This is a genomic window from Candidatus Symbiopectobacterium sp. NZEC135, assembly GCF_025962695.1.
In genome coordinates, this window is the sequence record NZ_JAGFPF010000016.1 from 1 (window position 1) to 24034 (window position 24034).

Genomic DNA, 24034 nt, shown 5'->3' on the forward strand with positions numbered 1-24034 from the left:
TGTCGGCTGAACAGCATAGATCCGGAGCGCTACCTGCAGCACGTACTGAATGTCATCGCCGACTGGCCAGTGAGCCGGGTCAGCGAACTGCTGCCATGGCGAGTAACCCTACCTGCGGAATAACCCTGTCAACACGGCCCTCGCTGTACGCTTACGATCGGTATAAAGCTGAGCCAGAAAATTTGTGAGATAAGCTTCGGTGCTATGCCGTTCTTCGTTATCAGGACCGCAACAAATGTAACGCGCACTGCCTCGGGGGAATAATCGAGGTTCAGCGCCGGGCAAGATTCGCGAGCCATCACCCTGCGTGTACGATGTGATTGCGCCATGAGGACTGTGATGCCAGGTGTTCCAGCCGAGCAGTGAACCGACGGGGATCCATGCCACCATTTTGTCGCACCTTGCGGCGTCCGGCATTCTGGGAAGTGTGGGTTAACGCCGCCAGCATCGACGTTTTCCATGCGTCAGTTTCACGCAATGGGGTAAAGCGCTAACTAAAAATCGTTGGCAAGGATTTTCCTTGCTAAACTTACCCTCTTGATTGGAGTTACGAATTCAGCTAACTATATAATAATTATGGTAAAATTAATTTACACCCCATCTGAACCATAAAAATGATCTGCAATAATCTCAGGTTATATAAAGCAGGTTTGAGCGCCCTGGTCGTAAGTGACGGTTGTTACTGTTTGCGTTGCTGATAAGTGAATTAACTATTGGCGACCTTCTGAATGAAGTTCACATCAAAGTAATCTCTCCACGCGATGATGCGATCACCGTCAAGCTCGAGTATACCCATTACTTTTGCTGCTCCAATCTCGCTGCCATCAGCGCGTTCGAACCTATCAAGTCTCTCGGTGAGCACTTTGTTGCCGTCTGCAGCGATAGCAAGCATTTCAATACGAACCGTAGCTATGCCCACCGTCTTTTTGAGTTCATCAGTCAGCGCGAAAGCTTCATTGATACCGGTAGTGATGGCAACCCCTTCGTTAATCCAAACAGTGCGGGGTGTGAACCACTGCTGTATGGCAACCTTACCTTGATCCTCAGGAAAAGCAGCGAAAAAGGCGGTCACATTTTCAATCGGTGTTGGCATGGTGTTTCCTTCCTGTTGAGCAGCAAGTTATTGGTCGCATGTTTGGTAAACATAACGGGAATGCTTTAAAGAATCGAGTTTGAGAGTATTGCCTGCTGTTTAACAAGGTGTTGCCTGAATCTGTCTGCGTAATCCTCTGATACAGCGGATATGACACTTGGCCTTTGTGCCAGCGAATACCGCCACGCTAATACGCGTGGAAGATTGTCGAAGATAGGCTGTAAAACCACCGGGCTCAGCAGGTCGAAGTAACGAAAGACAGGGGCAAATACCGCATCGACCATACTGAATGCCACGCCTGAAAAATAGGGGCCTTGCTCAAGCGTGCTCTCAAGTCGCTGCAACTTTTCACGAAAGGCAGCTTTCTTATCCTCAGCAACCGCCAGTTCTTTGGCGTTCAGGAACTGCCAGGCATCGGAGAGCGCCGCCACACCAAACTCTACCCAGGCACGCTGCTGCGCGCGGGAGAGGGCATCGCTGGAATAAAGACTGACGCCATCCTGCGTTTCGTTGAGATATTCGCAAATGGCCGCGCTCTCGAACAGGACTGCGTCAGCACTGTCCGGCAGTTCTACCTTGAGTAAGGGGACTTTTCCCGTCGGCGAAAGCGCCATAAACCAGTCTGGTTTGTTAGCCAGATCGACGTTGATCCTCTCAAAGGGCACATTCTTTTCCAGTAGCACAATTGCCGCTCGCTGAACGAACGGGCATAACGGATGACTGATAAGCGTAAGTTTAAGGTTCGGCATGAAGCTCTCCGGATGGATGGAATGAATGCGTTCGGGTTTACAGCAACTGGCCGCCTGAAATGTCAAAAGTCGTCCCGTTAGCCCATGCCATGTCATCAGACAGGATGGCGGCTACCGCGCCACCAACATCGTCCGGTAAACCGACACGGCCTAGCGCGATCCCCTGAGCAACCCAGGCGTTTACGTCTTCATTATCTCTCACGGCACCCCCGCCAAAATCGGTTGCGATGGCGCCAGGGGCTATTGCATTCACCCGGATTTGGCGTGCACCCAGTTCTACCGCCAGGTAACGGGTCAGAACTTCTACTGCGGCCTTCACTGCCGCATAAATGCTGTATCCCGGCAAAGTAAAGCGCACAAAACCGGACGAAACGTTCAGGATGCGACCGCCGTCTTTAATCAGCGGTAACAGCTTCTGAGTCAGAAAAATCGGCCCCTGAAGGTGCGTGCTGACCAGTGAGGTAAACTGGTCCTCTGTCGCATCAACAAAGTTTGAGAAGAGTCCGTTACCGGCATTGTTAACGAGAAAATCGACGTGCTCGTGACCGAACTCAGCCGTCAGCGTTTCAGTCACGGCGTTTGAAAAAGCCTGATAACTGGCGGTATCGGTGATGTCCAGCGACAACATCGCGGCTTTGCCACCCAGAGCTTCGATCTCTTGTTTCAGCGCCTGGGCTTCTGCAGCGCCGCTACGATAGGTGCCGATGATGTGGACGCCGCGTTTAGCGAGGTGAAGAGCCATGTTGCGGCCGAGGCCACGGCTGGCGCCAGTGATAAGTGCAATTTTGTTAGTCATGGGCTGTCTCTTTCAGGTTATTAGGCGCACCAGGCGGTGTTTGTTTGACCTGCCCATATTAGGCAATGAAGGATGTGTAACCTACGCCTGATAAGCTCAATTTATTGCCTGATTGTATCAATCGCTTTGCGGGTTCCCGGATCATGAGTATAGTCAATCCATGAATAACTCTCTTGCACCCCATCTTGATATCGCCCTGCGGCATGCGCCGCCGGGTTTGACTGCCACACGGATCCCTCGTGTAGACATCTGTGTCGGACAGGGCGATACAGACAAATCACCTTGCCTGTATCGCTCGATGATCTGCTTTATCCTGCAAGGCTCTAAGCGCGTCGCGATAAACGACAATCTTCTGAGCTACAATAGCGAACAGTATCTTATCAGCGCCCTTGACCTGCCCTTGATCGGACAAATTTTTGATGATGAAGGGGGGCAGCCCTACGTTGCGATTTCGCTTGTATTGGATCCGGCCATACTGGCGGAACTCGCGGCGGCTATACCACCGGTTCGCGAGCGCGAACAAAAGGGGATCGGCATTATGCTAAACCCGATGACTACCTCGCTCCGCGATACGTTACTTCGCTTGTTGTCATTGCTCGACACGCCTGATGATATCCCAGTTCTTGGCCCCATGCTCGAACGGGAATTGCTTTATCGTCTCCTGCAGGGCCCTCAGGGGCGACTGCTGCGTCAGATTGCCCAACCCGAGGGTGCTCTGGGTAGTATCCGGCGAGCCGTTGCCTGGATCCGGGACAATTACAATCGCCGGCTTCACATCGAAGCGTTGTGCGAGGTAAGCGGCATGAGTCGTGCCAGTTTGCATCGCCATTTTCTGTCGATGACAGGTCTCAGCCCCGTTCAGTATCAGAAGCAGCTTAGACTACAGGAAGCTCGCCAGCTTTTGCTCGCCGGCGAACATCGCGCGTCTGACGTGGCGTTTGCCGTCGGCTATGAAAGTGCCTCACAGTTTAGCCGTGAATATCTGCGGCAATTCGGCGCACCGCCTGCACGCAACGTACGCGAGATACGGCAGGCGATCGGTACTTCAGTAAAGGAGTAAACGGCAGACTGTTTTATGCATTGCCGATGGGATCAATGCCGATCATCATACCGTTGTGCAGAAGGTCCTCTCACCATCTGGCGGTTCTGGTGCTGTGTTATGATGGTTAAAACAGCGTCATGGACAACGCAGAAAGAGCGAGCATGCCTGCGCAACTTTGGTTGAAGCGCCTGACTAACCGCGCATCCGTAAGGTAGTGTTTGATCATTGCACCAAACCAGGCCCAGATCCCAACACAGGGAAAACTCACGGCAGCAAAAAGAACGGTGTAAAGCGCTATATCCTCGAATGAAAACACGCTGGGCAAACATGTGGATATTGCCACGCTTGCCATAATCCAGGATTTCGGGTTGATGAGCTGGAAAAAAGCGGCTCCGATAAAACGCATTGGGTGTGATGTGTCCGCCGACTTGACTTCACCCGTGCTCCCCAAAATCTTCCAGGACAAATAAAGAATATAGGCTGCACCGCTATATTTCATGACCACCTGGATATAAGGGAATAAAGTAAAGATTTCATGCAGTCCCAGGCCGACTAGAAGTAGCATGAGTGCACTTCCGGCACTTGCGCCGGATATGTGACCCAGTGTTTTACGTGGCCCAAAGCGGACGCTGGAAAAAAGGACCATGAGGTTATTTGGCCCTGGGGTGACGGACATAACGATCGCCAGTACCAGAAAGGAACTCAACTGCTGCGCTGTAATACTCATCTACTCCAGTCCTGTTGTTGTTTTTTTCTTGTCGTCGCCAAAAGATTTCGGGCGTTTTGCGATTACTGAACGCTGATTTGAAGCACGGTGAGTTTTTAAATTCGTTTGCCTCAACGCAAGACAGGGAAAGAGGAACGAAATAAATCTTTTGCGTAAAAACTTCTTTTTGAATGTTATAAGTAATATTCTCATGATTAACTTATAAAATTAGCCTATCAACGGTTTTTTTTGAGATGGATAAAGATGTGAATGTCGTTCAGACAAAATTGATTCAACAGCCGAAACTGGATGCGAAGGACCGAACATTATTAGCCATCCTGGCTGAAGACGCCTCGCTAAGCTATACGGAACTTGGGCGTAAACTGCACCTTTCTGCACCAGCGGTACATGAGCGGGTTAAACGGCTTAAGAGTGAAGGGGTGATTACGGGGACGGTGGCTAAGCTGGACAGCAACAAAATCGGACGCCCGTTGCTGGCTTTCATCCATGTCGATACGTCGAGTTGGGCTGTTACACGCTCAATTCTTTCTTTAAAGTCGCTTTCCGATGTAGAGGAAATTCACACCGTAGCCGGTGATAGCGCCATGCTGCTAAAAGTCAGAACCCAGGATACTCAGTCGCTTGAAGCCCTGCTGGAGGTGATTCATTCAATTGACGGTTTTACCGGAACGCGCAGCTATATTGTCTTGACCCCCCATCTTGAAAGGGGGCCTGCCCCATTACTCTCGAATTAGAGATGAAGTGATGTGATGGAGGCCCCTTCTTAAGGTAGTCAGTGCCATACTTTTACTGACTATCTTATTGCGAGCCAATATTCAGTTCCCCCAGTACAGACCTTTAGGTGCGCTTGAGAAGCCAATGACCTTCAAAGCCGGGGCCAGTTTGCTGATGCGGACCGGCACATCGTCTACCAGTTCGAGTGTGAACCGATTACGCTTGTCGCGCGAAAGTGCTGTGGACAGCGCGGCCAGTGCGGCGGCAATGACCTCCGTTTGTGTTGCGTCATTCGGGTCGATATAGGTGAACAGCTGGCGGCCACCTTGCGGCAGGTAAAGCACGAGATGGCCGCCATCGATCACGACTAAAGCGCCTGCTCTCCGGGCCGGTCGCAACTGAGATGCATGCGAAGGCCAGGGCAGAATAGTCCCGAAAGGATTACCTGGATCTACGGCACTGAGAGCGACGGGCATGGGTATCGCCGTCGTTTCTTCAGCCAGTTCGCGCAGGCGATCTACGGTTGTGCGCTCGGCGAACTGGGCAGCCCCGAGTCCGAGTACAAAGCGACCTCGGATCACTCGTCCGGTATCTTCCATGCCTCTGAATACGGGCTGCAATGCCGAAAACCCGCCAGGGACGTTTTCATAGACGGTGACATTGCGCGTCACCACGGCGTAACGATCAAGAAGACCTTCGGTCCATGCAAGAGCCTGCACTGTCTCGGGAAGGGGGGCTGTGCGTATCAGCGACCACCGGCCCGCCAGGGTCGCCGCATTGAGCCCCGAATGAAACGCGTCGGAAACCGCAGCCGACGGGAGCCCGCGCAGACCCCGCCTTCTGCGTGAGGATAATGCCCGGGGCCGGGGTTGCTGCGCGACCTGGGCAAGTGCGCGTAACGGCGTCCATGTGTCATTCGTGATACAACCCGCCCAGACGAGATCCCACAGGGCAGTGTGTAAATTATCAGACAACATGTCGGGGGAGTCGTACCGATCGGGATAATCCCGGGCGAGCTTGATCTGCACCTGCGTAAGCAGCTGGCGCGCAAAGTATGCGCCCCCGTCGGCGAGCAATTCGAGGATCGCATGTTGCAGAGGCGACAGCTCGAGCGCGCCAGAGGCCTGTGCCGCCATGAACAGGGTTTCGGGGACAAACTCCTGAAGGTGCAAAGCCACCAGACCGTCGTCGTTGCCCAGTTTGCTGTGGCCTGACCATAGTACCGTCCCGCTGGAGAGGAGTCCGTCAAGCATGTCAGACGCGTAGTCGCGTACGCGTGCGGGCAGGATCTGTCGTTCCCAGACCGAGGCAGGCAACGGCAGTCCCGCCAGTTGCTCGATGACCTGTAGCACGCCTTCTTGGCCTTCCAGCGCACCACGTGCCGGGTTCCAGCCTTTCACTGCGGCACGTTGTGATGCATCAGTAACGAGCCCTTGCCGTTCGAGAAGAAGGCGGGTGTAGGCCTGACGGGATACCGGTTGGGTGGCCTCGCGTGCGGCCTGTAATGACCGGATACGCAAACGCCGGAATACCTCGTCGCTCACCCATTCATGCTGCGCGAGCGGTCCGGCATCACGGCTGCTCTGAGTGGCGGATTTCACACTCTGCCCGATCCCGAAGTGGCCGGACAGAAGTTTGCCCTGGTCGGCAATTTGCCGCAGAACGGACTCTGCAACTGACGCACCCACGCCGAAGGATAGGGCCGCCTCGCCCGTGGTAAAGGGCCCGCGAGTGCGGGCGAATCGTGCGAGCAGGTCGCGCAGCGGCTCAACAGTGTTTTCCTGAAACGCCGCCGGCAGCCCGTCGGGAAGGGCCACGCCCAACGCATCGCGCAACCGTCCGGCATCCTCGATACTGGCCCAGTGCTCCCGTTCACCAATCCTGATACGGATGACGCGTCGCTCATTCTCCAGGCTACTCAGGAACGAGGCTGCTTCATCAGCTTCGTCGTCCAGGCGCGCGGCAACGTCCTGCGTGCAAAGTGGCCCGAGTTCGCGCAGCAGATCGGCCACGCCCTCCTTGCCTTTCGCTCTGTAGCCGGTCGCCAGCCGTTGCAGCTCCTGGTAAAGCTGGTCCATCACCAAGGGGTCGAGCAGCTCACTCAGCTCGACCTGCCCCAGAAGTTCTCCCAGCAAGGCACTGTCAAGGGCAAGCATCGATGCACGTCGTTCGGCCATCGGCGCGTCCGTCTCATACATAAACTGTGCGACATAGCCGAACAGCAGATCGGTTGCAAAAGGAGAAGGGACTTCTGTGGTCACGTCCACCAGTCGTACCGTACCGGTATTCAGTTTCCCCATAAGCTCATCGAGCGCATCCAGGTCATATACGTCCTGCAGGCACTCGCGCGCGGTTTCGATCAGTATCGGGAATTCAGGATAACCCTGGGCGATCTCCAGTAACTGACCGGCCCGAAGCCGCTGTTGCCATAGCGGAGAACGCCTGCCGGGCGTTCTGCGTGAAAGCAGTAGCGCACGCGCTGCACACTCACGAAAGCGTGCGGCAAACAGTGCTGAGCCCCCGACCGCAACGTTGACAGTGCGCCGCAGTTTGTCTGGTTCGAAGAGGAACAGCTCCGCACCCGGCACCCGGCCCGTATCCGGAAGGCGCGCCACGATGCCATCGTCACTGGACACGACGGCCGGATCGATTTTCCAGCGCTCGCGGATGCGCTGGGCAATGGCCAGCGCCCAGGGCTCATGGACCCGACGCCCGTAAGGCGAATGCAGGATCAGGCGCCAGTCACCCAGTTCGTCATGGCATCGCTCGATGATTAGCGTGCGATCGGTGGGCAGTACGCCCGTGGCGGCCCGCTGCTCGGACACGAGTGCCAGCATGTTGCCGATGGCGTTCCCGTCCAGGCCGATGGTCTCCAACTGGGTTTGCGTGTCGGGCCGGGGAAGGGGAGTGCCATCGTCTCCGGAGATGTCCAGTTCGAGCTGGCGGAGGAAGGCGCCGATGGCCTCTCCCAACTCGGCAGGCCGACCGATGCCGTCTCCGCGCCAGAATGGCAGGCGGGCGGAACGACCTGGAGCCGGGATGACGACCACCTGGTCACGGGTGATTTCCTGGATGCGCCAGGATGTCGCTCCCAGAGTGATCACATCGTTGACGCGTGACTCGTAGACCATTTCTTCGTCTAGCTCGCCCACGCGGCGTGAGCCGGCGCGTTCTTCACCTTCGGGGAGAACGACGCTGAACATGCCGCGGTCGGGGATGGTGCCGCCGCTGGTAACCGCCAACTGTTGTGCGCCCGGACGTGCCGACAGCTGACCGGTTTCCCGGTCCCAGATCAGCCGTGGCCGAAACCCGGAAAAATCATCGGAGGGATAGCGTCCCGCCAGCATATCCAGCGTGGCATCGAACGCTGTGCGGGGGAGTGCGAGATAGGGCGCGGCGCGGCGCACGGTAGCATACCAGGCGTCGACATCAAGCGGCTCCATCGCAACGGCGGCGACCGTCTGCTGTGCCAGTACATCCAGTGGATTGCGGGGCGGGGCGATGGCCTCGATGCGGCCGTTCAGCATCGCGTCGACGATAACGGCAGAGTCAATCACCTCGCGTCGTGTACGAGGATAGACGAGCCCGGTTGAAATGCCCCCAACCTGGTGTCCGGCGCGTCCAACACGTTGCAGAGCGCTGGCGACAGACGGTGGTGCAGATACCTGAATCACCAGATCGACCAGGCCCATGTCAATGCCCAGTTCCAGGCTTGAGGTAGCGACCACACAGCGTAACTCACCGGATTTGAGTGCCTGCTCGATCTCAGCGCGATGCTCTTTGGACACCGAACCGTGGTGTGATCGGGCGATGGTAGCGGCAACGCCATCGGCGCGCGCCTGGGTGCTGCCTGCCGACGATTCGTACTGTGTGGGTAGGCGATCCTCCCCGGTGGATGCAGTCTGCCCGGTGCCTGCCAGTCTTGCTGCATAGGTCTCATTGAGGCGTGCGGTGAGCCGCTCTGCCACGCCACGGGAATTGGCGAAAACGATAGTGGAGCGGCGTGAAAGTACCTGGTCCAGAATACTGGCCTCCACGTGCGGCCAGATAGAGCCGGGTCGACCATTGCCCGCGTTTTCGCCGGGTTCTTGTTCCGGGATGTTCGACATGTCTTCCACCGGGACCACGATGCGCACGTCAAGGTGGCGCATTGATGGCGGCGCCACGACGGTAACAGGGCGCTCGCCTCCCAGGAACTCAGCCACCTGTTCCACAGGGTGTACGGTGGCGGATAACCCGATGCGCTGTGCAGGTGTTTCCAGCAGAGCCTCCAGCCGCTCGAGGCTCAGCGACAGGTGCGATCCGCGTTTGGTCCCTGCCACGGCATGGATCTCGTCGATAATGATAGTACTGACGTCGCGCAGCGCTTCCCTTGCCCGTGAGGTCAGCATAAGGAAGAGAGATTCCGGCGTCGTGATGAGAATATCGGGAGGCTTGCGCACGAGACGGGCACGCTCGGCTACCGGCGTGTCGCCGGTACGCAGGCCTACCGTTAGCCCCACGTTGGCATCGCCCCGTCGCTGACGCTCCTGCATGATCCCCTGAAGCGGTAAAGACAGGTTACGTTGCACATCCGCCCCCAGAGCCTTAACCGGCGAGATGTAGAGGACCCGCGTTTTGGTTGCCGGTCGCCGGGCATTTTCAGGAGCCGGGGTGAACGTCTCAGTCTGCTCAATGAACAGCCGATCGATGGCATACATAAACGCGGCAAGCGTCTTGCCCGAACCGGTGGGGGCGATGACCAGCGAATGATGCCCTCCGCCGATTGCCGTCCACGCGGCATCCTGCACAGCCGTGGGCTTACCGAACGTGGAGACAAACCAGTCCCGTGTGGCTGCTGTGAACTGTCCGCCCGACAGAAATTCGTTTGATTGGGAGTTTGTCGTCACGAGATAATCAGCCCTTAGCCGTTTTGAGAGCGGCGCTCCATGCCCGCTGTGCCCATACCGTCAGTATTTCATTATCTTCAAGCACATCCACAGGCACTTCCTGGTACGATTTTAGCGCATGGTCGTTGCCCTCGGAGACATAGCCCAGCGCGTGTGAGCCTGCCGCCTCATAGTCGGCCCGGCTTGCATCATCCACTTTGAAATACAGGGATCCTTTCCAGACCATCGCGAATATGAGCCCGTCACGATAGAGTGCGACGGCGCCAAACAGCGGCCGTGTTGTGATGGGAGCCCATCCTGAAAGCTCCCCGGCATAGTGCGCGGCCAGCGCTTTGCCTTGCCCGGTGAGTTTGGTCATTTGTCACTCCTGATAAATTGAAAATGTTGTTCAACGGTACTCAGTGGATCCCGGCCACCGAGGGTAATGGATCCAGTTTACAAAGCGGCTTTACACCGGGGCTTTAAACGTTGAGGCACGGCTTTGAGCGCCAACTGGTAGGACTGTTTGATCAGGTCTTCTACCAGTTCCCGGGTCACGCCTTTGCCGCCTTCGACGGATACCCAGTGGTGTTTGTCGAGGTATCTCCCTGGCGTTACGTTTTCGTACTGTTCACACAGGGTGTCGATCTGGTCCGGCTCTGTCTTGACCGTGATGATTGGTTCACCAGGATCATCGGTGACGATGAGAAAGACTTTGTTGACGACCTTGTAGACGTCAAGTTTTTCGACAAACGGGCGGCCGTGAGTGACGCCAGGCAATTCAGTCGCCAGGCGGCGTGCAAGAGGCTGCAACTGGCTTCTGGAGATGCTTTTATGTGCCGGCTGTCCGACATTGCGGATGCGCTTTTGCGGCAGACTCGCCTGGACCAGCAGGTAAGACTCCTTGATCTCCCGATGCAGTAATGCTTCCGTAATGGACTTGCCTGCAACGATAGACAGCCAGTGGCGCTTGTTCATGCGATGAGCCGGTGAAATTTCCTCAAATTGCCCGCGCAGTATCGCGGCCCGAATGGGATCGGCTTTCACGATAACGGTGGACTTACCGTCCACCTCGCCGATCAGCATAAACACTTTGCCGTGCAGCTTGTAGGCCGCCCAACCGAGCCCCATTGAGTGGTCGGGCCCGGTGCCCGTGAGCGATCGCGCATAATCATCGGCAACGTGAGCGAGGTTCTGTTTGTCCATAGGGTCTCCTGACACTGTCCGCGTTACTCGGCGGACGCGGGAATGGATATACGTGCCGATACTCTGAACCGCTTTTTCCGCTTCGGGGAAGCGGTTAATGAAGAACGGCCAGCTCGGTATCATCCTGTCCCCGCTTGCCTGGCGATGCCGCTCTTTCGTGCCCATATATCCGTGGACAGAGGCCTCAGTAACGATCTTGATAATTGCTATTATGGGTCATAAATGGCATGGTTTGTACAGTTATATGGTTTTTAAATTGCAAATATCGGACATTCTGTTGTGAGTAGCAATGTTATAAGAGGTATTTAATGAGTGCGATGGCGCGACCTAAAGTAGAGCAACTGACGTATAGCCCGGCCACCGCATATCCCTATGATCTTGAGGTGTTCCGTTTGTCGGACCTTAAGCGTCGCTCGACGGTACAGGCTATGCGAAGGACGTACTGTTACGAATTCTATATGTTGATCTGCGTGACCGAAGGGCAATGCACGCACTTTGTCGACTTCGAACCGGTGGAATGCAGCGCGGGAACATTGCTCACGTTGCGGCCTGGCCAGGCCCATAACTTCGGAAGCGAGGAGGACTGGGATGGATGGATGGTGCTGCTTCGTCCGGAATTTCTGCTGTCGGCAGAGGCTGCGCCGACAGGGGCTGAAATATCCCCTTTACTGGATTGCCTGCCCGGAATCATCTGCCTTGATCCGGCGGAACTGAGACGGGCCATGCAGGATATTCAGTGCATCCACGACGATGCCCGCTTGGGGTTACCGGGGCGACCTGACGCGCAACCTGGTATTGAGGCTGCGGGCGTTACTGCAAGTTGTCCGAGCGTTGGGGTAGATGTGTTGCTGCGCTGCCGTTTCTACGCGTTACTGACCTGGCTGGCTTTCCTGCACGGGCAGCGCCAGGAACCCGCTTCTCAGCAGTCAGCCATGCTGCTACGGTTCCGGCAGTTTGAGAAACTGGTGGACGAGCGTTTCTCGCAATGGAGCCAGGTCGGCGACTATGCAAGCTACCTGGGTTGTACTGAGAAGAGCCTGACGCGCGCAACACTGGCAGTCCAAGGGATTAGCGCCAAAGCCTATCTCTCAAAAAGGATTGTGCTGGAGGCCAAACGGCTACTCACGCATACCGATTTGTCCATCGGTGCGCTGTCCGGACGTCTTGGATTCGGTGAGGTCGACAGATTCTGCAAGTTCTTCAAGCGGGAAACCCGTTTTACGCCGAAGGACTTCCGCAAAAACGCAACGACTTCCTGACCTCATGAGGATCGACCTTGCCACAGCACAATATGTGCAAAGCTCCGGCAGGAACCTGTTGCGAGCGGGTATTGAGTTCAATATCCGGTGGTGAGCGATGTTTGCTTACCTTGCCATCATTCGTATCGAATACAAAAGGAGAAATGTATGTCACATGCACTACCCATTTACGAGCAAAACTACAGTGATGAGCAGCGTGCGCTCGCAGACCATCTTATCGGTCTGGAAAAGTCAGCACTGGATAAGTGGTTCAAAGGTGATACATCCGGTTATGAATCACTCTGGTCAGAGCGCAGCTTCACTTACTTTGATGCTGTTGTGACCGAAAGGGTCGATGACTATGAAACGATTAAAGCGTTTCTGAAATCCATTGACGGCAAGTTATTTGCTGACAGTTATGATTTTCTCAACCCCCGGATACAGGCGGCAAACGATATGGCCGTGCTGACTTATCAGCTGTACGCGAAAACGAACCGGATTGATATGGAATACAACGTCATCGAGATTTTTCAGAAGGAAGATGACAACTGGAAAGTTATCCACTCTACCTGGTCCTTTATCCGTCCTATGGACAAAAAATTCCCTCAGGTTGATGCTGTCATCTGATGTGGTCATACACTCAGATAGGGGGATAAGACAGTAAGGTCCAGCCCGTCCTGTCGGAAAACAGGGCTATTAATATGGGTATGAATACGGTGTTACAGAGGCCGGACCAGAATATTTATAAGTTGATGATACGGGAGTGATTATGAAAAGAGAGACGCTATTCAGCTACGTGCGGGAACATTTTAACGCAGAGCCGGAGTATCTCTGGAGTAACTTGCCGGATTATGCCGTACTCCGTCATCATAATGGTGATAAATGGTTTGGTATTGTGATGCGTGTACCCGGTACGACGCTGGGGCTGAAAACGGAAGATGACGTCGACATACTTGATGTTAAGGTTAGGCCGGAGCGCATCGGCTCATTACGCCAGAAAGACGGCATTTTTCCTGCTTATCATATGAATAAAGAGCACTGGATCAGTGTGATCCTGTCGGGGCCATTGTCGCCAAATGAAATACACGAACTGCTGGCCGACAGTCATGAATTGACATCCCGATAATTTATTCAAGAAAACGGAATACGTGGCAAAGGAATGCGCTTTGGTGATATGGGTAGGGCTTAACCCGTAGCGCTGTAGAGACATGAGTTAGGCGGAACGTAGAAGGGCGAGCAGCTAACACTCATTTGTCTGAAGATGCTCATAAATGGCTTAACAATTTCTTCGAATTGGAAACAGAAATAGCCGTATCAGTACAAACTGATACGGCTATTTCTGTGGTTTATTTTGTCAGAAGATTTATCCCATTGTGTAACTGATTTCCTTCCCACAAATATAAGGTGGCACATACGCTTTCCGGCACATATCCAGATAATCCGACCACCATTGCATCATCGCTTTACGGGCATCGAGATATTCTGCTTTATGGATGTAAGCCGCTCGAACGCTGTTACGCTCCTGGTGACTCATCTGCCGTTCAACCGCATCCTGCGCCCATAGGCCAGACTCCATCAGGGCACTACAGGCCATTGCCCGAAATCCGTGGCCGCAGATTTCATCTTTTGTGTCATAGCCCATCAGGCGTAGCGCCTTATTGACCGTGTTTTCGCACATCGGTTTATACGGATTATGATCGCCGGGGAATACCAGCACCTGATGCCCGGATATTTCCCGTATCTGTTTCAGAATAGCAATAGACTGACGGGAGAGTGGAACGATATGTGGAGTGCGCATTTTTGCACCACGCCCGGAGTAGCGGACACCGGGGATGGACTCGCGAGTGGCAGGAATGGTCCAGATTCTATTTTTGAAATCGATCTCAGACCAACGGGCGAAACGCAGTTCGCTGGAACGGATGAACAGGTGCAGGGTGAGTGATACTGCTAGGCGGGTTAACTCTCGTCCTTGCTTGTAGTCCTTAATACGGGTTAACAGTTCTGGTAGTTGTTCCAAGGGAAGGGCAGGGTAGTGGCGTTTAACCGGAGGGGCGATTATACCGTCCAGATTGGCAGCCGGATTATGCTCTATCAACTCCTGATGCACGGCATGACGCATGATGTTGCACATATGCTGCCGAGTGCGTGCCGCCACTTCCAGCAGACCTTTTTGCTCAATTCCTTTCAGCAGGTCGATGAAATGTCGGGTTTTCAGTTCGGTGACTGGCAGGTGTCCAATTATCGGGAAGATATGATTGTTCATGCTGGCAAGCAGACGGGCGGCATGGTTCTCTGACCATGATCTGTTGCTTTTATGCCAGCTCAGCGCGACAGCCTTGAAGGTCTCTCCCGGTAATACCGTGGCTTTTTCAGCGGATCGCTGTTGTGCTGGGTTTATATTCTGCGCCAGCAATTTACGGATACCGTCACGCTGTTGACGAGCATCAGCCAGAGAGACATCAGGATAGGCACCTAAGCCGAGACGGGATTCTTTTCTATTGATACGATACTTGAGATACCAGAGACGTGAACCGCCGGGATTAACTAAAAGGTATAGGCCGTGAGAATCGGAAACTTTAAAGGGTTTTGGGGATGGTTTTAAGTTGCGGATTTTTGAGTCGTTAAGAGACATTTGGGGGTCACTCCGTCATCGAACCAACTTGACCCCAAATCTGACCACCAAATTCTCCCGATGCAGAGGGAAAACTGAAAATGCATCGGGAAGACTTTTCACGCTAACTCATTGAATTTGAATCACATAGGGATTCGCAAAGAGGCATGAAAACACAAATTTGGCTCCTCTGACTGGACTCGAACCAGTGACATACGGATTAACAGTCCGCCGTTCTACCGACTGAACTACAGAGGAATCGTGTGAACGGGGCGCATGATAACGGCGTGCCGCGGGGATGTCAAAGGAAGAACATACAAAGGGCGATCGTTTGCTGAGAGATTAGGCAAATCGCCCTTTTTTTCTGCGTTGCGACGAAAATCAGGGCAATTTAACGCGCTTTGTTGCAGGCAACGTGCGCACGCACATACAAACGGTTTGACCGCGTTTTCAGGCGGCAATCGGGTGATGAGGTGTCCCCCGATGGCTGGGATGACGCGGAGAATGGGCGAAATACCACTCAACGGTTTTCTTGATGAGTGCATCCGTTGCGTCAATATAGTGTTCTGGTGCTGATGCCATATCTTGCTGGAGAATTAACGGCAGCTCAGTACAACCGAGAATCAGCTTTTCCACACCCGCATCAAGCAGTCTGTCTCTGACCGGTGCCAGAAGTCGATGCGCCTCGGCAATGCGGCCCGCCTTGTAGGCATAAATGCTTTCCATTACTGCCTGCTGTGCGGTGTCATCGGGAATCTGACAGGCAATACCCAGTGCGCTAAGGTTATCCTGATAAATTTTTGCTTTGCACGTGGCGGTGGTTGCCAGTAATCCAACCGCGTGCAACCGTTGCTGCTTAATTAACTGGCAGGTGGTGTCGATGATACTGATCATTTCGACATTCGTGCGTTTTTTTAATTCATCAAACCAGAAGTGAGCGGTATTACAAGGAATAATAATACATTCTGCTCCGGCATTTTCCAGGATTTTCATATATTGAACCATTTTGTCTAACGGTGATGCGCCATGGTTCAAAATACATTGTGTTCTGTCAGGAATATCAGGAATAGATACCGCAATCGTAGGAATATGATCCTGATCTTTATTGGCTGGCGTGTTGTTTATTAATTTTTGCATGGCGTCAACGGTCGCCCCTGGCCCCATTCCGCCAAGAATACCAATTAAACTATTCACGTTATTAACCTCAATACATGAAGGGATTGAAAATATCTTCGCACAACCAGCCGGAATGTGAATTGCTAAATTCCCATCCCCTATGTATGATTTGCATAGCCAACCGGGTGGCTATGCTTTTCCTGGCTGTGTCATTGTGCAAGTTGTACTGCGGCAGTGGTCGTAGCGTCAGGTGCTGCGCGGCGTGAAGATGAAAAGAGGTGAGTAGTGCTTAATAATATTGAAACAAAATGGCTGTATGACTTTATTGCGCTGGAAGAACATCGCAGTTTTACCTTGGCTGCGGAAAAACGTAATATTTCTCAGTCGTCATTCAGTCGCCGGATTCGCGCGTTGGAAACGGCCATTGGTATTGAACTCTTTGACAGAAATGCCACCCCGTTAAAACTGACGGAGCAGGGAAGACTGTTTCATGCCCATATCCGTAATACGCTTGATGACCTGGCCTATCAGTTAAATAAATTACATGGCGGCAGTCACTATAAAAATAAAATCACACTGGCCGCAGCGCATTCACTTTCAGTATTCATTCTTCCCGAGCTGTTAAAAACGGTGCCGGAGCCACAGGAAAAAATATTCTATGTGGAGTCTATCGATGTCGATGAGGCTGTTCTCAATCTAAAGGAGGGGAAAAGTGATTTTATTTTTTCTTTCTTTAATGAAGAACTGATGTCTGAACCTTTTATGCACACCAAGATCCTCGAATCCCATCTCTATCCGGTCAGCGCTTGCGATAAAACTGGAAAGCCGGTTTTTAACCCCCGCGCCGAAACCGTGCCGCTGCTGAACTACACCGATACCAGCTATATGGGGCGGCAGGTAAACCGCTATCTTTCTGCCATCAACAGCGAGCGTTTTTCAATAACGTTTGTTTCTTCGATGAGCGACTTGCTTAAACGCATGACGCTACAGGGCTATGGTATTGCCTGGTTACCGGATTACTCCATTCGCAAAGAGCTTAAAAATCGGGAACTGGCAGTGCTGGATATGCCCGATGCGGTAATGCGTATGGGGGTTTACCTGTATCGAATGAATGCCAAACTCAATGTCGCGTCCGAAAAATTTTGGCGCTATATGAAGAGTTTGAATCACTAGTTAGCCACAGGTGGTTGCATTCATAAAAAAAAAGCGGCCCTTGGGCCGCTTTTCAGTTGTGTGCTATTTCACTGATGTTGATGGTTTAGCTGACTTTGACTTCGTCGTATTCGACTTCTTCGTCAACGTCATCTTCAATCAATCCATTTTTTTGTTCGAGCTTCGCGACCACTGCGGTGGAGATACTGTTACCCACGACGTTAGTGGCAGTACGGCCCATATCCAGGAACTGATCGATACCGATAATCAACAGAATGCCGGCTTCCGGCAGACTGAACATCGGCAGCGTTGCCGCCACGACAACGACGGAGGCGCGTGCAACACCCGCCATGCCTTTACTGGTGATCATCAGCGTTAACAGAATCAGGATTTGCTGAGTGATGCTCAGGTCAATGTTGTAGGCTTGCGCGATAAACAGGATAGCGAAAGACTGATACATCATCGAACCGTCGAGGTTGAACGAATATCCCAACGGCAATACGAAGCTGGAGATCTTTTTCGGCACACCAAACTTGTTCAGTGCTTCCATCGTTTTAGGATACGCTGATTCGCTGCTTGCCGTAGCGAAGGCCAGCATGGTGGGTTCGCGAATCAGTTTGGCCAGATGGAAAATCGGTTTGCCGAGGAACAGGTAGCCTGCGCCAAACAAGACCGCCCACAGAACTGCCAGACCAATATAGAACTCGCCAATCAGTTTACCAAAGTCATAAATCAGGCCCAGACCTTGGGTGGTGATAGCGGAAGCCAACGCAGCAAACACGGCGATGGGTGCCAGATTCATCACGTAGTCAGTGACGCGGAACATCACTTTGGCCAGTTCATTAATCAAAGAATCGATGGTAGTGGCTGCTTTGTTTTTGGCTTTGACATAGGCCAGCGCAGAACCAAAGAACAGCGAGAACACCAGAATCTGGAGGATTTCGTTGTTCGCCATGGCTTCCACGATACTTTTCGGGAAGATATGACTGATGAAGCTCTTCAACGTAAAGCCATCGGTATTCAACCCGGTAGCAACCGTTGTGGTTGGCGCAGTCAGGTTCATGCCTGCACCCGGTTGGAAAATGTTGGCAAACAGCATACCGATCAGCAGTGAAATCACTGAAGCGGTAATGAACCAAGTCATCGCTTTAAGACCGACACGGCCTACATCCGATGAGCTGCCCATACTTGCCAGCCCAGAAACCAGGGTAGCAAATACCAGCGGTGCGATGATCATTTTGATCATGCGTAAGAAGATGTCGGTGACCATGTTGAAGTAAGATGCAACTTCTTTTGCTCGTGCGCCATCCAGAAAATGATGACAAGCCCAGCCAATCAATATCCCTAAGATGATAGCCAGTGCTATCTGCTTAAATAACTTCTGCCTTTGCATAGTGACCTCATGTTGATGAATAAACGCAGGCAATAAACATTGTTATTGGCAGTCAGCAGATCTCGGCGGCCATGCCTGCGAAAAGCACGACCTGCTGCACCAGTCATGTTTTATGGGTGATATTGCCTGGGCCAAGATATTACAACGATTCTACGGTTTTACCTTTTTTTTCTTATACCTCACCATGCAAAGACAGAAACAATTATGCAAAAAACGCATTTATTTTAGTTTTTTTATCTAAAATGAGAATCAAATGGTGGCTGTTCATTCGTTGAGCTTAATTAAATTTTCATTTAAAACAGTTGATTAACTATCAACATTGCCATTGAGGTGTACGGTTATCATTTTTGCTTATGAAAAACGATCTCTTAGTAATTAATAGAATGAAGAACTGAGGGAAAAGTGTGCTGCAACAGCGCGCCGATCGCAGACAAATTCTCTGTTGCGGCATTCATTAATTGCAGTAATTTTCTGTGAGTAATATCAAAATTCGTTAATGCGGGCCACCCTGGTCGTCCTCAGGAAAATGAATCACGATTCAGATCAAGCTATGGCTATCGCATCGTGTCATTTCCTGTGGTCAGCCCTTACACTATTACCCCTAAGGATTATGGTGATTAAACTGCGGTGGCTATGGCGATACATTTGACGGATTCTCCATCCCGACAGTCTATTCTCTGGCAGGATACGCTGTTAAAGGTTTCCCAATCAGTGTTGCAACAACGCACAGTCGACGAACTGTTGCAGGTTTTGCAAGGGGCCTCTTTTTCGGTGGTGAGGTTTCAGCGTGTCCATTTGCTCTGGTTTAACCCGCTGCATAATCAGATTCGCTTTTACCGCTACGATCCGCTTACTGACAAGGTGGCGAGCAGTGAAGAGGGGACGTTGCTGGCTGAAGGGCCGGGCAGTGCGGGTTGGACCTATGCCACACTCCAGCGGCGCGACCGTTTGCATTTTTTGCGCGATTATCCTTATCTGGCGCAACATCCTGCCTATTTAGGGTTAAGCGATTACTGTCTGGTGCCACTGGTACGAACGGGTGCCGATCGCGTGATGGGCGGGTTGGAGTTTCTCAAGGCGGATGGCAGCCTGTTTGATGACAGTGAAATTGCTTTTTTTCAAGCGTTAGCAAGCGTAGTGACCTGTGCGCTGGAAAATATCATGACGCGCGCGCAGGCGCAGAAAGAGACAGAATCCCTGCGCCATGAACGCGATCACTACCGCATTTTGGTGGATGTCACTAATACCGTTATCTCCAAGCTGGAATTAAAAGCGCTCGCGCAAGAGGTCTCGCGTGAGATCCACCGTTTCTTTGGCATTGATTTTATCGCGCTGGCGCTGGGGGATAACGAGAATGAGGACGGGCCGTTAACCTACTATGCCACCCATTATCCTGCGGGAGAAAGCCCCGCGGGAAAAACCTCATACCACAAGCAAGGGAAAGTGCCGCTGACGGAAACCCTGGCAGCGCAAGTAATGCAAAACAATGCGGTGGTGCTGAGTGCACCGGGGGAGGGCACTCCCGGCACGCCAGCGCGTTGTACGTTGGCACAGCGGCTTGACGGTGGCTTAACCCACGCGTGTCTTTTGCCGCTAACCTTTGGCTCCAGAGTATTAGGGGTGTTGGAGTTGGCTCACCGTCATGAATTGGCGGTGACCGAGGCAGATATTCGGCTGTTGCGGCAAATTGCAGCACGTATCGCGATTGCGCTGGATAACGCGGTGGCCTACGAACAGATCACCCGTCTGAAAGACAGCTTGATCCATGAAAATTTCTATTTGACCGAACAGTTAACCGAGCATGTACGCCAGCATGGCGATGATGCGTTTGGGGAAATCATTGGCTGTAGCCAGGCTATTCGTCAGGTGCTGGAACAAGTGGAGATGGTGGCTGCCAGTGACAGCACGGTACTGATTTTGGGCGAGACGGGCACTGGCAAAGAGTTGATTGCCCGGGCGATACACCGCTTGAGCCCAAGACAGGGCAAGCGGATGGTAAAAATGAACTGTGCCGCTATCCCCTCCGGGCTTTTAGAGAGCGACCTGTTTGGTCATGAAAAGGGGGCCTTTACCGGGGCCAGTGCGCAACGTCAGGGCCGTTTTGAACTGGCGGACAACAGCACGCTGTTTCTCGATGAAGTGGGTGACATTCCGCCGGAGTTGCAACCCAAACTGCTGCGCGTGTTGCAGGAACGAGAAATTGAACGACTCGGAGGCAGTAAGGTCATCTCCGTTGATGTGCGCCTGATTGCAGCCACCAACCGCGATTTAAAACAGATGGTGGCGGATCGCGAATACCGCAGTGACCTCTATTACCGGTTGAATGTCTTCCCCATCGTCATTCCTCCGTTGCGGGAGCGCCCTGAGGATATTCCGCTGTTGGTGAAATTTTTCACGCGCAAGATTGCCCGTCGGATGAACCGCACTATCGACAATATTCCCTCTGAGGTGCTGCGGCGTTTAAGCCGCTTGCCGTGGCCGGGCAATGTGCGGGAGTTAGAAAATGTTGTCGAGCGTGCGGTGATCCTCACGCGTGGTACCACCTTGAATCTGCAACTGGCCGAATTTCAGCAAATGCCACCGCCAGCGAGCGATGTTCAAAAACCGGTAGTGGTCCCACAAGATATGCCTCCTCGCCAGCCGTTACAGGACGACGAAGTGGAGTCTGAGCGGCAAAAAATTATCCGTGTGCTGCGTGAAACCAACGGCATTGTCGCTGGGCCAAAAGGCGCGGCGGCGCGCATGGGGGTGAAACGTACCACGTTGTTATCGCGGATGCAGCGGATGGGGATCTCGGTGAAGGACATTGAAGAGATGGAGTAAGACTGAGTGCCTCCGCTTTTTCAACGGCGGTGATTTCATGTGCTACAGCGTAAGGTTTCGTGCGCGAAAAACGCAGTATTTCTCTGCCTATCGCGTGGCACGCGCCCGACATGGGGCGGCTCAAACGCCGTCGCCCCATGGCCCTGGCTGTGCGCGGAATGACGTCGCTGCGCGATGCCTTCGGAAATGGTGGCCGCCAGACGGACCGCGCTCGACGCGTTCCTGACGCGGCGAGCGCTTTCGCGACATCCTTGTCGCTCATCCTGGCGGCAACCTTTTCCTCAGCGTCATTTAACGCGGAACGTCAACCCCTGCTGCGTTGACCATCGGGGGTTATGCTCCCGCCACCTCGGCTTCCTTCCGCAGTCGGGCTTTCAATGCGCTGTATTCCTGTTGCACAAAGTTTTCCGCCCATGCTTGATTCTCAATGGCTTCAAGTTTTACCGCGCAGTGCTTGTATTCCGGCGTTTTGGAAATGGGATCGACTTCATCCAGCGTCAGCTCGTTACAGGCTCCTATCCACCATTGATAGGTCATGTATACCGCACCTTTATTGATGCGTTCGCTGACCATCACGCGGCTGATCACCTTGCCACGGCGGGAAGAAACCCATGCCAACTGCTGATCGCGCAAGCCAAGGTGTTCGGCGTCAGCCGGGCTGACTTGTACGTATCCCGGTTCATCCGCTAAGGTTTGCAGCGCAGTACAGTTGCCGGTCATTGAGCGGCATGAGTAGTGGCCCACTTCACGCACCGTGGAGAGCACCAACGGGAAATCGCTGTCGGTTTGTTCCATGGGTGGTCGCCATTCCGTTGCAAATAACAATCCTTTACCGCCGGGGCGGTCGAACTTGTTACCAGCATACAGCCACGGTGTGCCGGGGCTATCCTCTGTCAGACACGGCCAGGGAACGTAACCCAAACCGGACATTTTCTCGTAAGTCGCACCGAAGTAGAGTGGGCACAGGTGGCGCAGTTCGTCCCAAATTTCCTGGGTGTTGTTGTAGTGCATTGGATAGCCCATCGCCGTTGCCATCAGGCTGATGATTTCCCAATCGGGTTTGACGTTGCCTTTTGCCTGCACTGCTTTATAGAAGCGCTGGAAGCCACGGTCAGCCGCGGAGTATACCCCTTCGTGCTCTCCCCATGAGGTCGCCGGGAAGATAACGTCTGCCATTGCCGCCGTTTTGGTCATAAAGATGTCTTGAACGATCAGCAGTTCCAGTTCGGCGAAAGTTTCACGCACCATCGACAAGTCCGGCTCCGTCTGTAACGGGTCTTCACCCATCAGGTAGTTGGCCTTGATCTTGCCTTCTTTAATCTTGTGCGGCACATCCGTCAGGGAATAACCGATATGCCCAGCCAGATCTTGCACACCCCAGGCTTTGGCAAACTTGGCACGCACGTCTGGGTCGGTCACATTTTGATAGCCAGGGAATTGGTTCGGCAACGCCCCCATGTCGCATGCGCCTTGTACGTTGTTTTGACCACGCACCGGGCCCACGCCGACGTTGGGACGCCCTAGGTTACCGGTAAGCAACGCCAGACCGGAAAGCCCTTTCACCACGTCAACGCCCTGCGTCCACTGTGTGACGCCCATGCCCCATAGGATAGTGGCAGATGGCGCAGCGGCATACATCCGCATAGCATCGCGAATCAACTGCGGAGACAGGCCGGTGATTTGTGCAACGTATTCCGGCGTGTACTTGGCAACCAACGCACGGTATTCATCAAACCCTTCGGTGTGTTGTGCTACAAAGTTGGTATCGTAAAGCCCTTCGTTGATCAACACGTTGGCAAACGCATTAACCAGCGCCATGTTGGAGCCATTTTTCAGCGGCAGCCAGAGATCGGCAATGCGTGCGGTTTCGATATGGCGCGGATCGCACACGATAACTTTCGCACCGCGTTCTTTGGCTTTAATGATGCGGCGTGCCACGATGGGGTGGGAGTCAGCGGCATTATAGCCAAACACCAGAATGCATTCGGTGTGCTCAATCTCGCAAATGGAGTTGCTCATGGCACCGTTGCCGAGTGTTACCTGCAATCCGGCAACGGAAGGGCCGTGGCAGACGCGGGCGCAGCAGTCAATATTGTTGGTGCCCGTCACCGCGCGCGCAAATTTTTGCATCACGTAGTTGGTTTCATTACCGGGTCCGCGTGATGAACCGGTATGCATGATGGCATCTGGGCCGTACTTTTCTTTGATGGCTAACAGTTTGGAACTGGCAAAACCGATGGCTTCATCCCAAGACACGACTTCAAACGGCGCGCCTTTTTGACGCCGGATCATCGGCTGAGTCAAACGCGGGGTGAGCAGTTTGGTGTCGTTGAGAAAATCCCAGCCGTAGTAGCCTTTCAGGCACAGTTCACCTTCGTTGGTTACGCCGTTCGCACCTTCTGCACCAACCACTTTGCCGTTTTCAACCAGCAGGTTGATCTTGCAGCCTGACCCACAGTAAGGACAGACGGTAATCACTTTTTGCATGATGTTGTATCTCCTTGCA

The 24034-nt window shown here is 53.3% G+C and carries 20 protein-coding genes and 1 tRNA gene; 9 read left to right on the forward strand and 12 right to left on the reverse strand.

The window, feature by feature from the left end; translation table 11 throughout:
• The coding region (locus J5224_RS10510) for a transposase domain-containing protein (RefSeq protein ID WP_264625394.1) at window positions 1-123 on the forward strand (123 nt) is incomplete at its 5' end.
• A gap of 583 nt (window positions 124-706) precedes the next feature.
• Here the strand turns inward: J5224_RS10510 and J5224_RS10515 are convergent.
• The 3 genes from J5224_RS10515 to J5224_RS10525 form a co-directional block, all read right to left on the reverse strand.
• Window positions 707-1093 (reverse strand): limonene-1,2-epoxide hydrolase family protein, encoded by a 387-nt coding sequence (locus tag J5224_RS10515; RefSeq protein ID WP_264625332.1) that lies wholly within the window; start codon window positions 1091-1093, stop codon window positions 707-709.
• Between the two features lie 65 nt (window positions 1094-1158).
• On the reverse strand, window positions 1159-1842 hold the full coding sequence (locus tag J5224_RS10520; RefSeq protein WP_264625333.1) for a glutathione S-transferase family protein: 684 nt from the start codon (window positions 1840-1842) through the stop codon (window positions 1159-1161).
• 37 nt (window positions 1843-1879) lie between these two features.
• Window positions 1880-2638 (reverse strand): SDR family NAD(P)-dependent oxidoreductase, encoded by a 759-nt coding sequence (locus J5224_RS10525; RefSeq protein ID WP_264625334.1) that lies wholly within the window; start codon window positions 2636-2638, stop codon window positions 1880-1882.
• 160 nt (window positions 2639-2798) lie between these two features.
• On the opposite strand from J5224_RS10525, the gene J5224_RS10530 reads away from it, so the two are divergent.
• Window positions 2799-3698 (forward strand): AraC family transcriptional regulator, encoded by a 900-nt coding sequence (locus J5224_RS10530; RefSeq protein ID WP_264625335.1) that lies wholly within the window; start codon window positions 2799-2801, stop codon window positions 3696-3698.
• Window positions 3699-3804: 106 nt separating this feature from the next.
• Here J5224_RS10530 and J5224_RS10535 read toward each other — a convergent pair whose 3' ends face one another.
• Window positions 3805-4407: a LysE family translocator gene (locus tag J5224_RS10535; protein WP_264625336.1), complete on the reverse strand. Its 603-nt coding sequence runs from the start codon at window positions 4405-4407 to the stop codon at window positions 3805-3807.
• A gap of 233 nt (window positions 4408-4640) precedes the next feature.
• Here J5224_RS10535 and J5224_RS10540 point away from each other — a divergent pair, with 233 nt between their 5' ends.
• Complete coding sequence (locus J5224_RS10540; protein WP_264625337.1) at window positions 4641-5141, forward strand: Lrp/AsnC family transcriptional regulator; 501 nt, start codon at window positions 4641-4643, stop codon at window positions 5139-5141.
• Window positions 5142-5222: 81 nt separating this feature from the next.
• On the opposite strand, the gene J5224_RS10545 is transcribed toward J5224_RS10540, so the two are convergent.
• The 3 genes from J5224_RS10545 to J5224_RS10555 form a co-directional block, all read right to left on the reverse strand.
• A complete protein-coding gene (locus tag J5224_RS10545) occupies window positions 5223-10010 on the reverse strand; it encodes an ATP-dependent helicase (RefSeq protein WP_264625338.1) in 4788 nt (1595 codons plus the stop codon).
• A gap of 7 nt (window positions 10011-10017) precedes the next feature.
• Window positions 10018-10368, reverse strand: a complete 351-nt coding sequence (locus J5224_RS10550; RefSeq protein ID WP_264625339.1) for a TfoX/Sxy family protein — start codon at window positions 10366-10368, stop codon at window positions 10018-10020.
• Between the two features lie 77 nt (window positions 10369-10445).
• The gene (locus tag J5224_RS10555; RefSeq protein WP_264625340.1) at window positions 10446-11195 is read right to left on the reverse strand and encodes an MmcQ/YjbR family DNA-binding protein; all 750 of its coding nucleotides are present in this window, start codon (window positions 11193-11195) and stop codon (window positions 10446-10448) included.
• Between the two features lie 428 nt (window positions 11196-11623).
• Here J5224_RS10555 and J5224_RS10560 point away from each other — a divergent pair, with 428 nt between their 5' ends.
• The 3 genes from J5224_RS10560 (at window position 11624) to J5224_RS10570 (ending at window position 13559) form a co-directional block, all read left to right on the forward strand.
• Window positions 11624-12454 carry an AraC family transcriptional regulator gene (locus J5224_RS10560; protein ID WP_264625395.1) on the forward strand — a complete coding sequence of 277 codons (831 nt, stop codon included), beginning with the start codon at window positions 11624-11626 and terminating at the stop codon, window positions 12452-12454.
• A 147-nt stretch (window positions 12455-12601) separates the two neighbouring features.
• Entirely contained in the window at window positions 12602-13060 is a 459-nt protein-coding gene (locus J5224_RS10565) for a nuclear transport factor 2 family protein (RefSeq protein ID WP_264625341.1), read from the forward strand.
• Window positions 13061-13202: 142 nt separating this feature from the next.
• Window positions 13203-13559 carry an MmcQ/YjbR family DNA-binding protein gene (locus tag J5224_RS10570; RefSeq protein ID WP_264625342.1) on the forward strand — a complete coding sequence of 119 codons (357 nt, stop codon included), beginning with the start codon at window positions 13203-13205 and terminating at the stop codon, window positions 13557-13559.
• A 237-nt stretch (window positions 13560-13796) separates the two neighbouring features.
• Here J5224_RS10570 and J5224_RS10575 read toward each other — a convergent pair whose 3' ends face one another.
• The 3 genes from J5224_RS10575 to J5224_RS10585 all read right to left on the reverse strand — a co-directional run bounded on the left by J5224_RS10575 (window position 13797) and on the right by J5224_RS10585 (window position 16238).
• Window positions 13797-15065: a tyrosine-type recombinase/integrase gene (locus J5224_RS10575; RefSeq protein WP_264625343.1), complete on the reverse strand. Its 1269-nt coding sequence runs from the start codon at window positions 15063-15065 to the stop codon at window positions 13797-13799.
• A 161-nt stretch (window positions 15066-15226) separates the two neighbouring features.
• A tRNA-Asn gene (locus tag J5224_RS10580) sits at window positions 15227-15302 on the reverse strand.
• Window positions 15303-15494: 192 nt separating this feature from the next.
• A complete protein-coding gene (locus tag J5224_RS10585; RefSeq protein WP_264625344.1) occupies window positions 15495-16238 on the reverse strand; it encodes an aspartate/glutamate racemase family protein in 744 nt (247 codons plus the stop codon).
• Window positions 16239-16445: 207 nt separating this feature from the next.
• On the opposite strand from J5224_RS10585, the gene hypT reads away from it, so the two are divergent.
• Window positions 16446-17333 (forward strand): hypochlorite stress DNA-binding transcriptional regulator HypT, encoded by an 888-nt coding sequence (hypT, locus tag J5224_RS10590; protein ID WP_264625345.1) that lies wholly within the window; start codon window positions 16446-16448, stop codon window positions 17331-17333.
• A gap of 85 nt (window positions 17334-17418) precedes the next feature.
• Here hypT and J5224_RS10595 read toward each other — a convergent pair whose 3' ends face one another.
• Window positions 17419-18705 (reverse strand): dicarboxylate/amino acid:cation symporter, encoded by a 1287-nt coding sequence (locus J5224_RS10595; RefSeq protein WP_264625346.1) that lies wholly within the window; start codon window positions 18703-18705, stop codon window positions 17419-17421.
• A 633-nt stretch (window positions 18706-19338) separates the two neighbouring features.
• On the opposite strand from J5224_RS10595, the gene J5224_RS10600 reads away from it, so the two are divergent.
• Complete coding sequence (locus J5224_RS10600) at window positions 19339-21528, forward strand: sigma 54-interacting transcriptional regulator (RefSeq protein ID WP_264625347.1); 2190 nt, start codon at window positions 19339-19341, stop codon at window positions 21526-21528.
• Between the two features lie 137 nt (window positions 21529-21665).
• On the forward strand, window positions 21666-21851 hold the full coding sequence (locus J5224_RS10605) for a hypothetical protein (protein ID WP_264625348.1): 186 nt from the start codon (window positions 21666-21668) through the stop codon (window positions 21849-21851).
• 10 nt (window positions 21852-21861) lie between these two features.
• On the opposite strand, the gene fdhF is transcribed toward J5224_RS10605, so the two are convergent.
• Complete coding sequence (gene fdhF / locus J5224_RS10610) at window positions 21862-24015, reverse strand: formate dehydrogenase subunit alpha (protein ID WP_264625349.1); 2154 nt, start codon at window positions 24013-24015, stop codon at window positions 21862-21864.
• Between the last annotated feature and the right edge of the window lie 19 nt (window positions 24016-24034).

Coding starts and splice junctions, on each gene's coding strand:
- J5224_RS10515 (WP_264625332.1), bottom strand. CDS start 1,093: ATGCCAACACCGATTGAAAATGTGACCGCCTTTTTCGCTGCTTTTCCT.
- J5224_RS10520 (WP_264625333.1), bottom strand. CDS start 1,842: ATGCCGAACCTTAAACTTACGCTTATCAGTCATCCGTTATGCCCGTTC.
- J5224_RS10525 (WP_264625334.1), bottom strand. CDS start 2,638: ATGACTAACAAAATTGCACTTATCACTGGCGCCAGCCGTGGCCTCGGC.
- J5224_RS10530 (WP_264625335.1), top strand. CDS start 2,799: ATGAATAACTCTCTTGCACCCCATCTTGATATCGCCCTGCGGCATGCG.
- J5224_RS10535 (WP_264625336.1), bottom strand. CDS start 4,407: ATGAGTATTACAGCGCAGCAGTTGAGTTCCTTTCTGGTACTGGCGATC.
- J5224_RS10540 (WP_264625337.1), top strand. CDS start 4,641: ATGGATAAAGATGTGAATGTCGTTCAGACAAAATTGATTCAACAGCCG.
- J5224_RS10550 (WP_264625339.1), bottom strand. CDS start 10,368: ATGACCAAACTCACCGGGCAAGGCAAAGCGCTGGCCGCGCACTATGCC.
- J5224_RS10555 (WP_264625340.1), bottom strand. CDS start 11,195: ATGGACAAACAGAACCTCGCTCACGTTGCCGATGATTATGCGCGATCG.
- J5224_RS10560 (WP_264625395.1), top strand. CDS start 11,624: ATGCGAAGGACGTACTGTTACGAATTCTATATGTTGATCTGCGTGACC.
- J5224_RS10565 (WP_264625341.1), top strand. CDS start 12,602: ATGTCACATGCACTACCCATTTACGAGCAAAACTACAGTGATGAGCAG.
- J5224_RS10570 (WP_264625342.1), top strand. CDS start 13,203: ATGAAAAGAGAGACGCTATTCAGCTACGTGCGGGAACATTTTAACGCA.
- J5224_RS10575 (WP_264625343.1), bottom strand. CDS start 15,065: ATGTCTCTTAACGACTCAAAAATCCGCAACTTAAAACCATCCCCAAAA.
- J5224_RS10595 (WP_264625346.1), bottom strand. CDS start 18,705: ATGCAAAGGCAGAAGTTATTTAAGCAGATAGCACTGGCTATCATCTTA.
- J5224_RS10600 (WP_264625347.1), top strand. CDS start 19,339: ATGGCGATACATTTGACGGATTCTCCATCCCGACAGTCTATTCTCTGG.
- J5224_RS10605 (WP_264625348.1), top strand. CDS start 21,666: ATGGCCCTGGCTGTGCGCGGAATGACGTCGCTGCGCGATGCCTTCGGA.
- fdhF (WP_264625349.1), bottom strand. CDS start 24,015: ATGCAAAAAGTGATTACCGTCTGTCCTTACTGTGGGTCAGGCTGCAAG.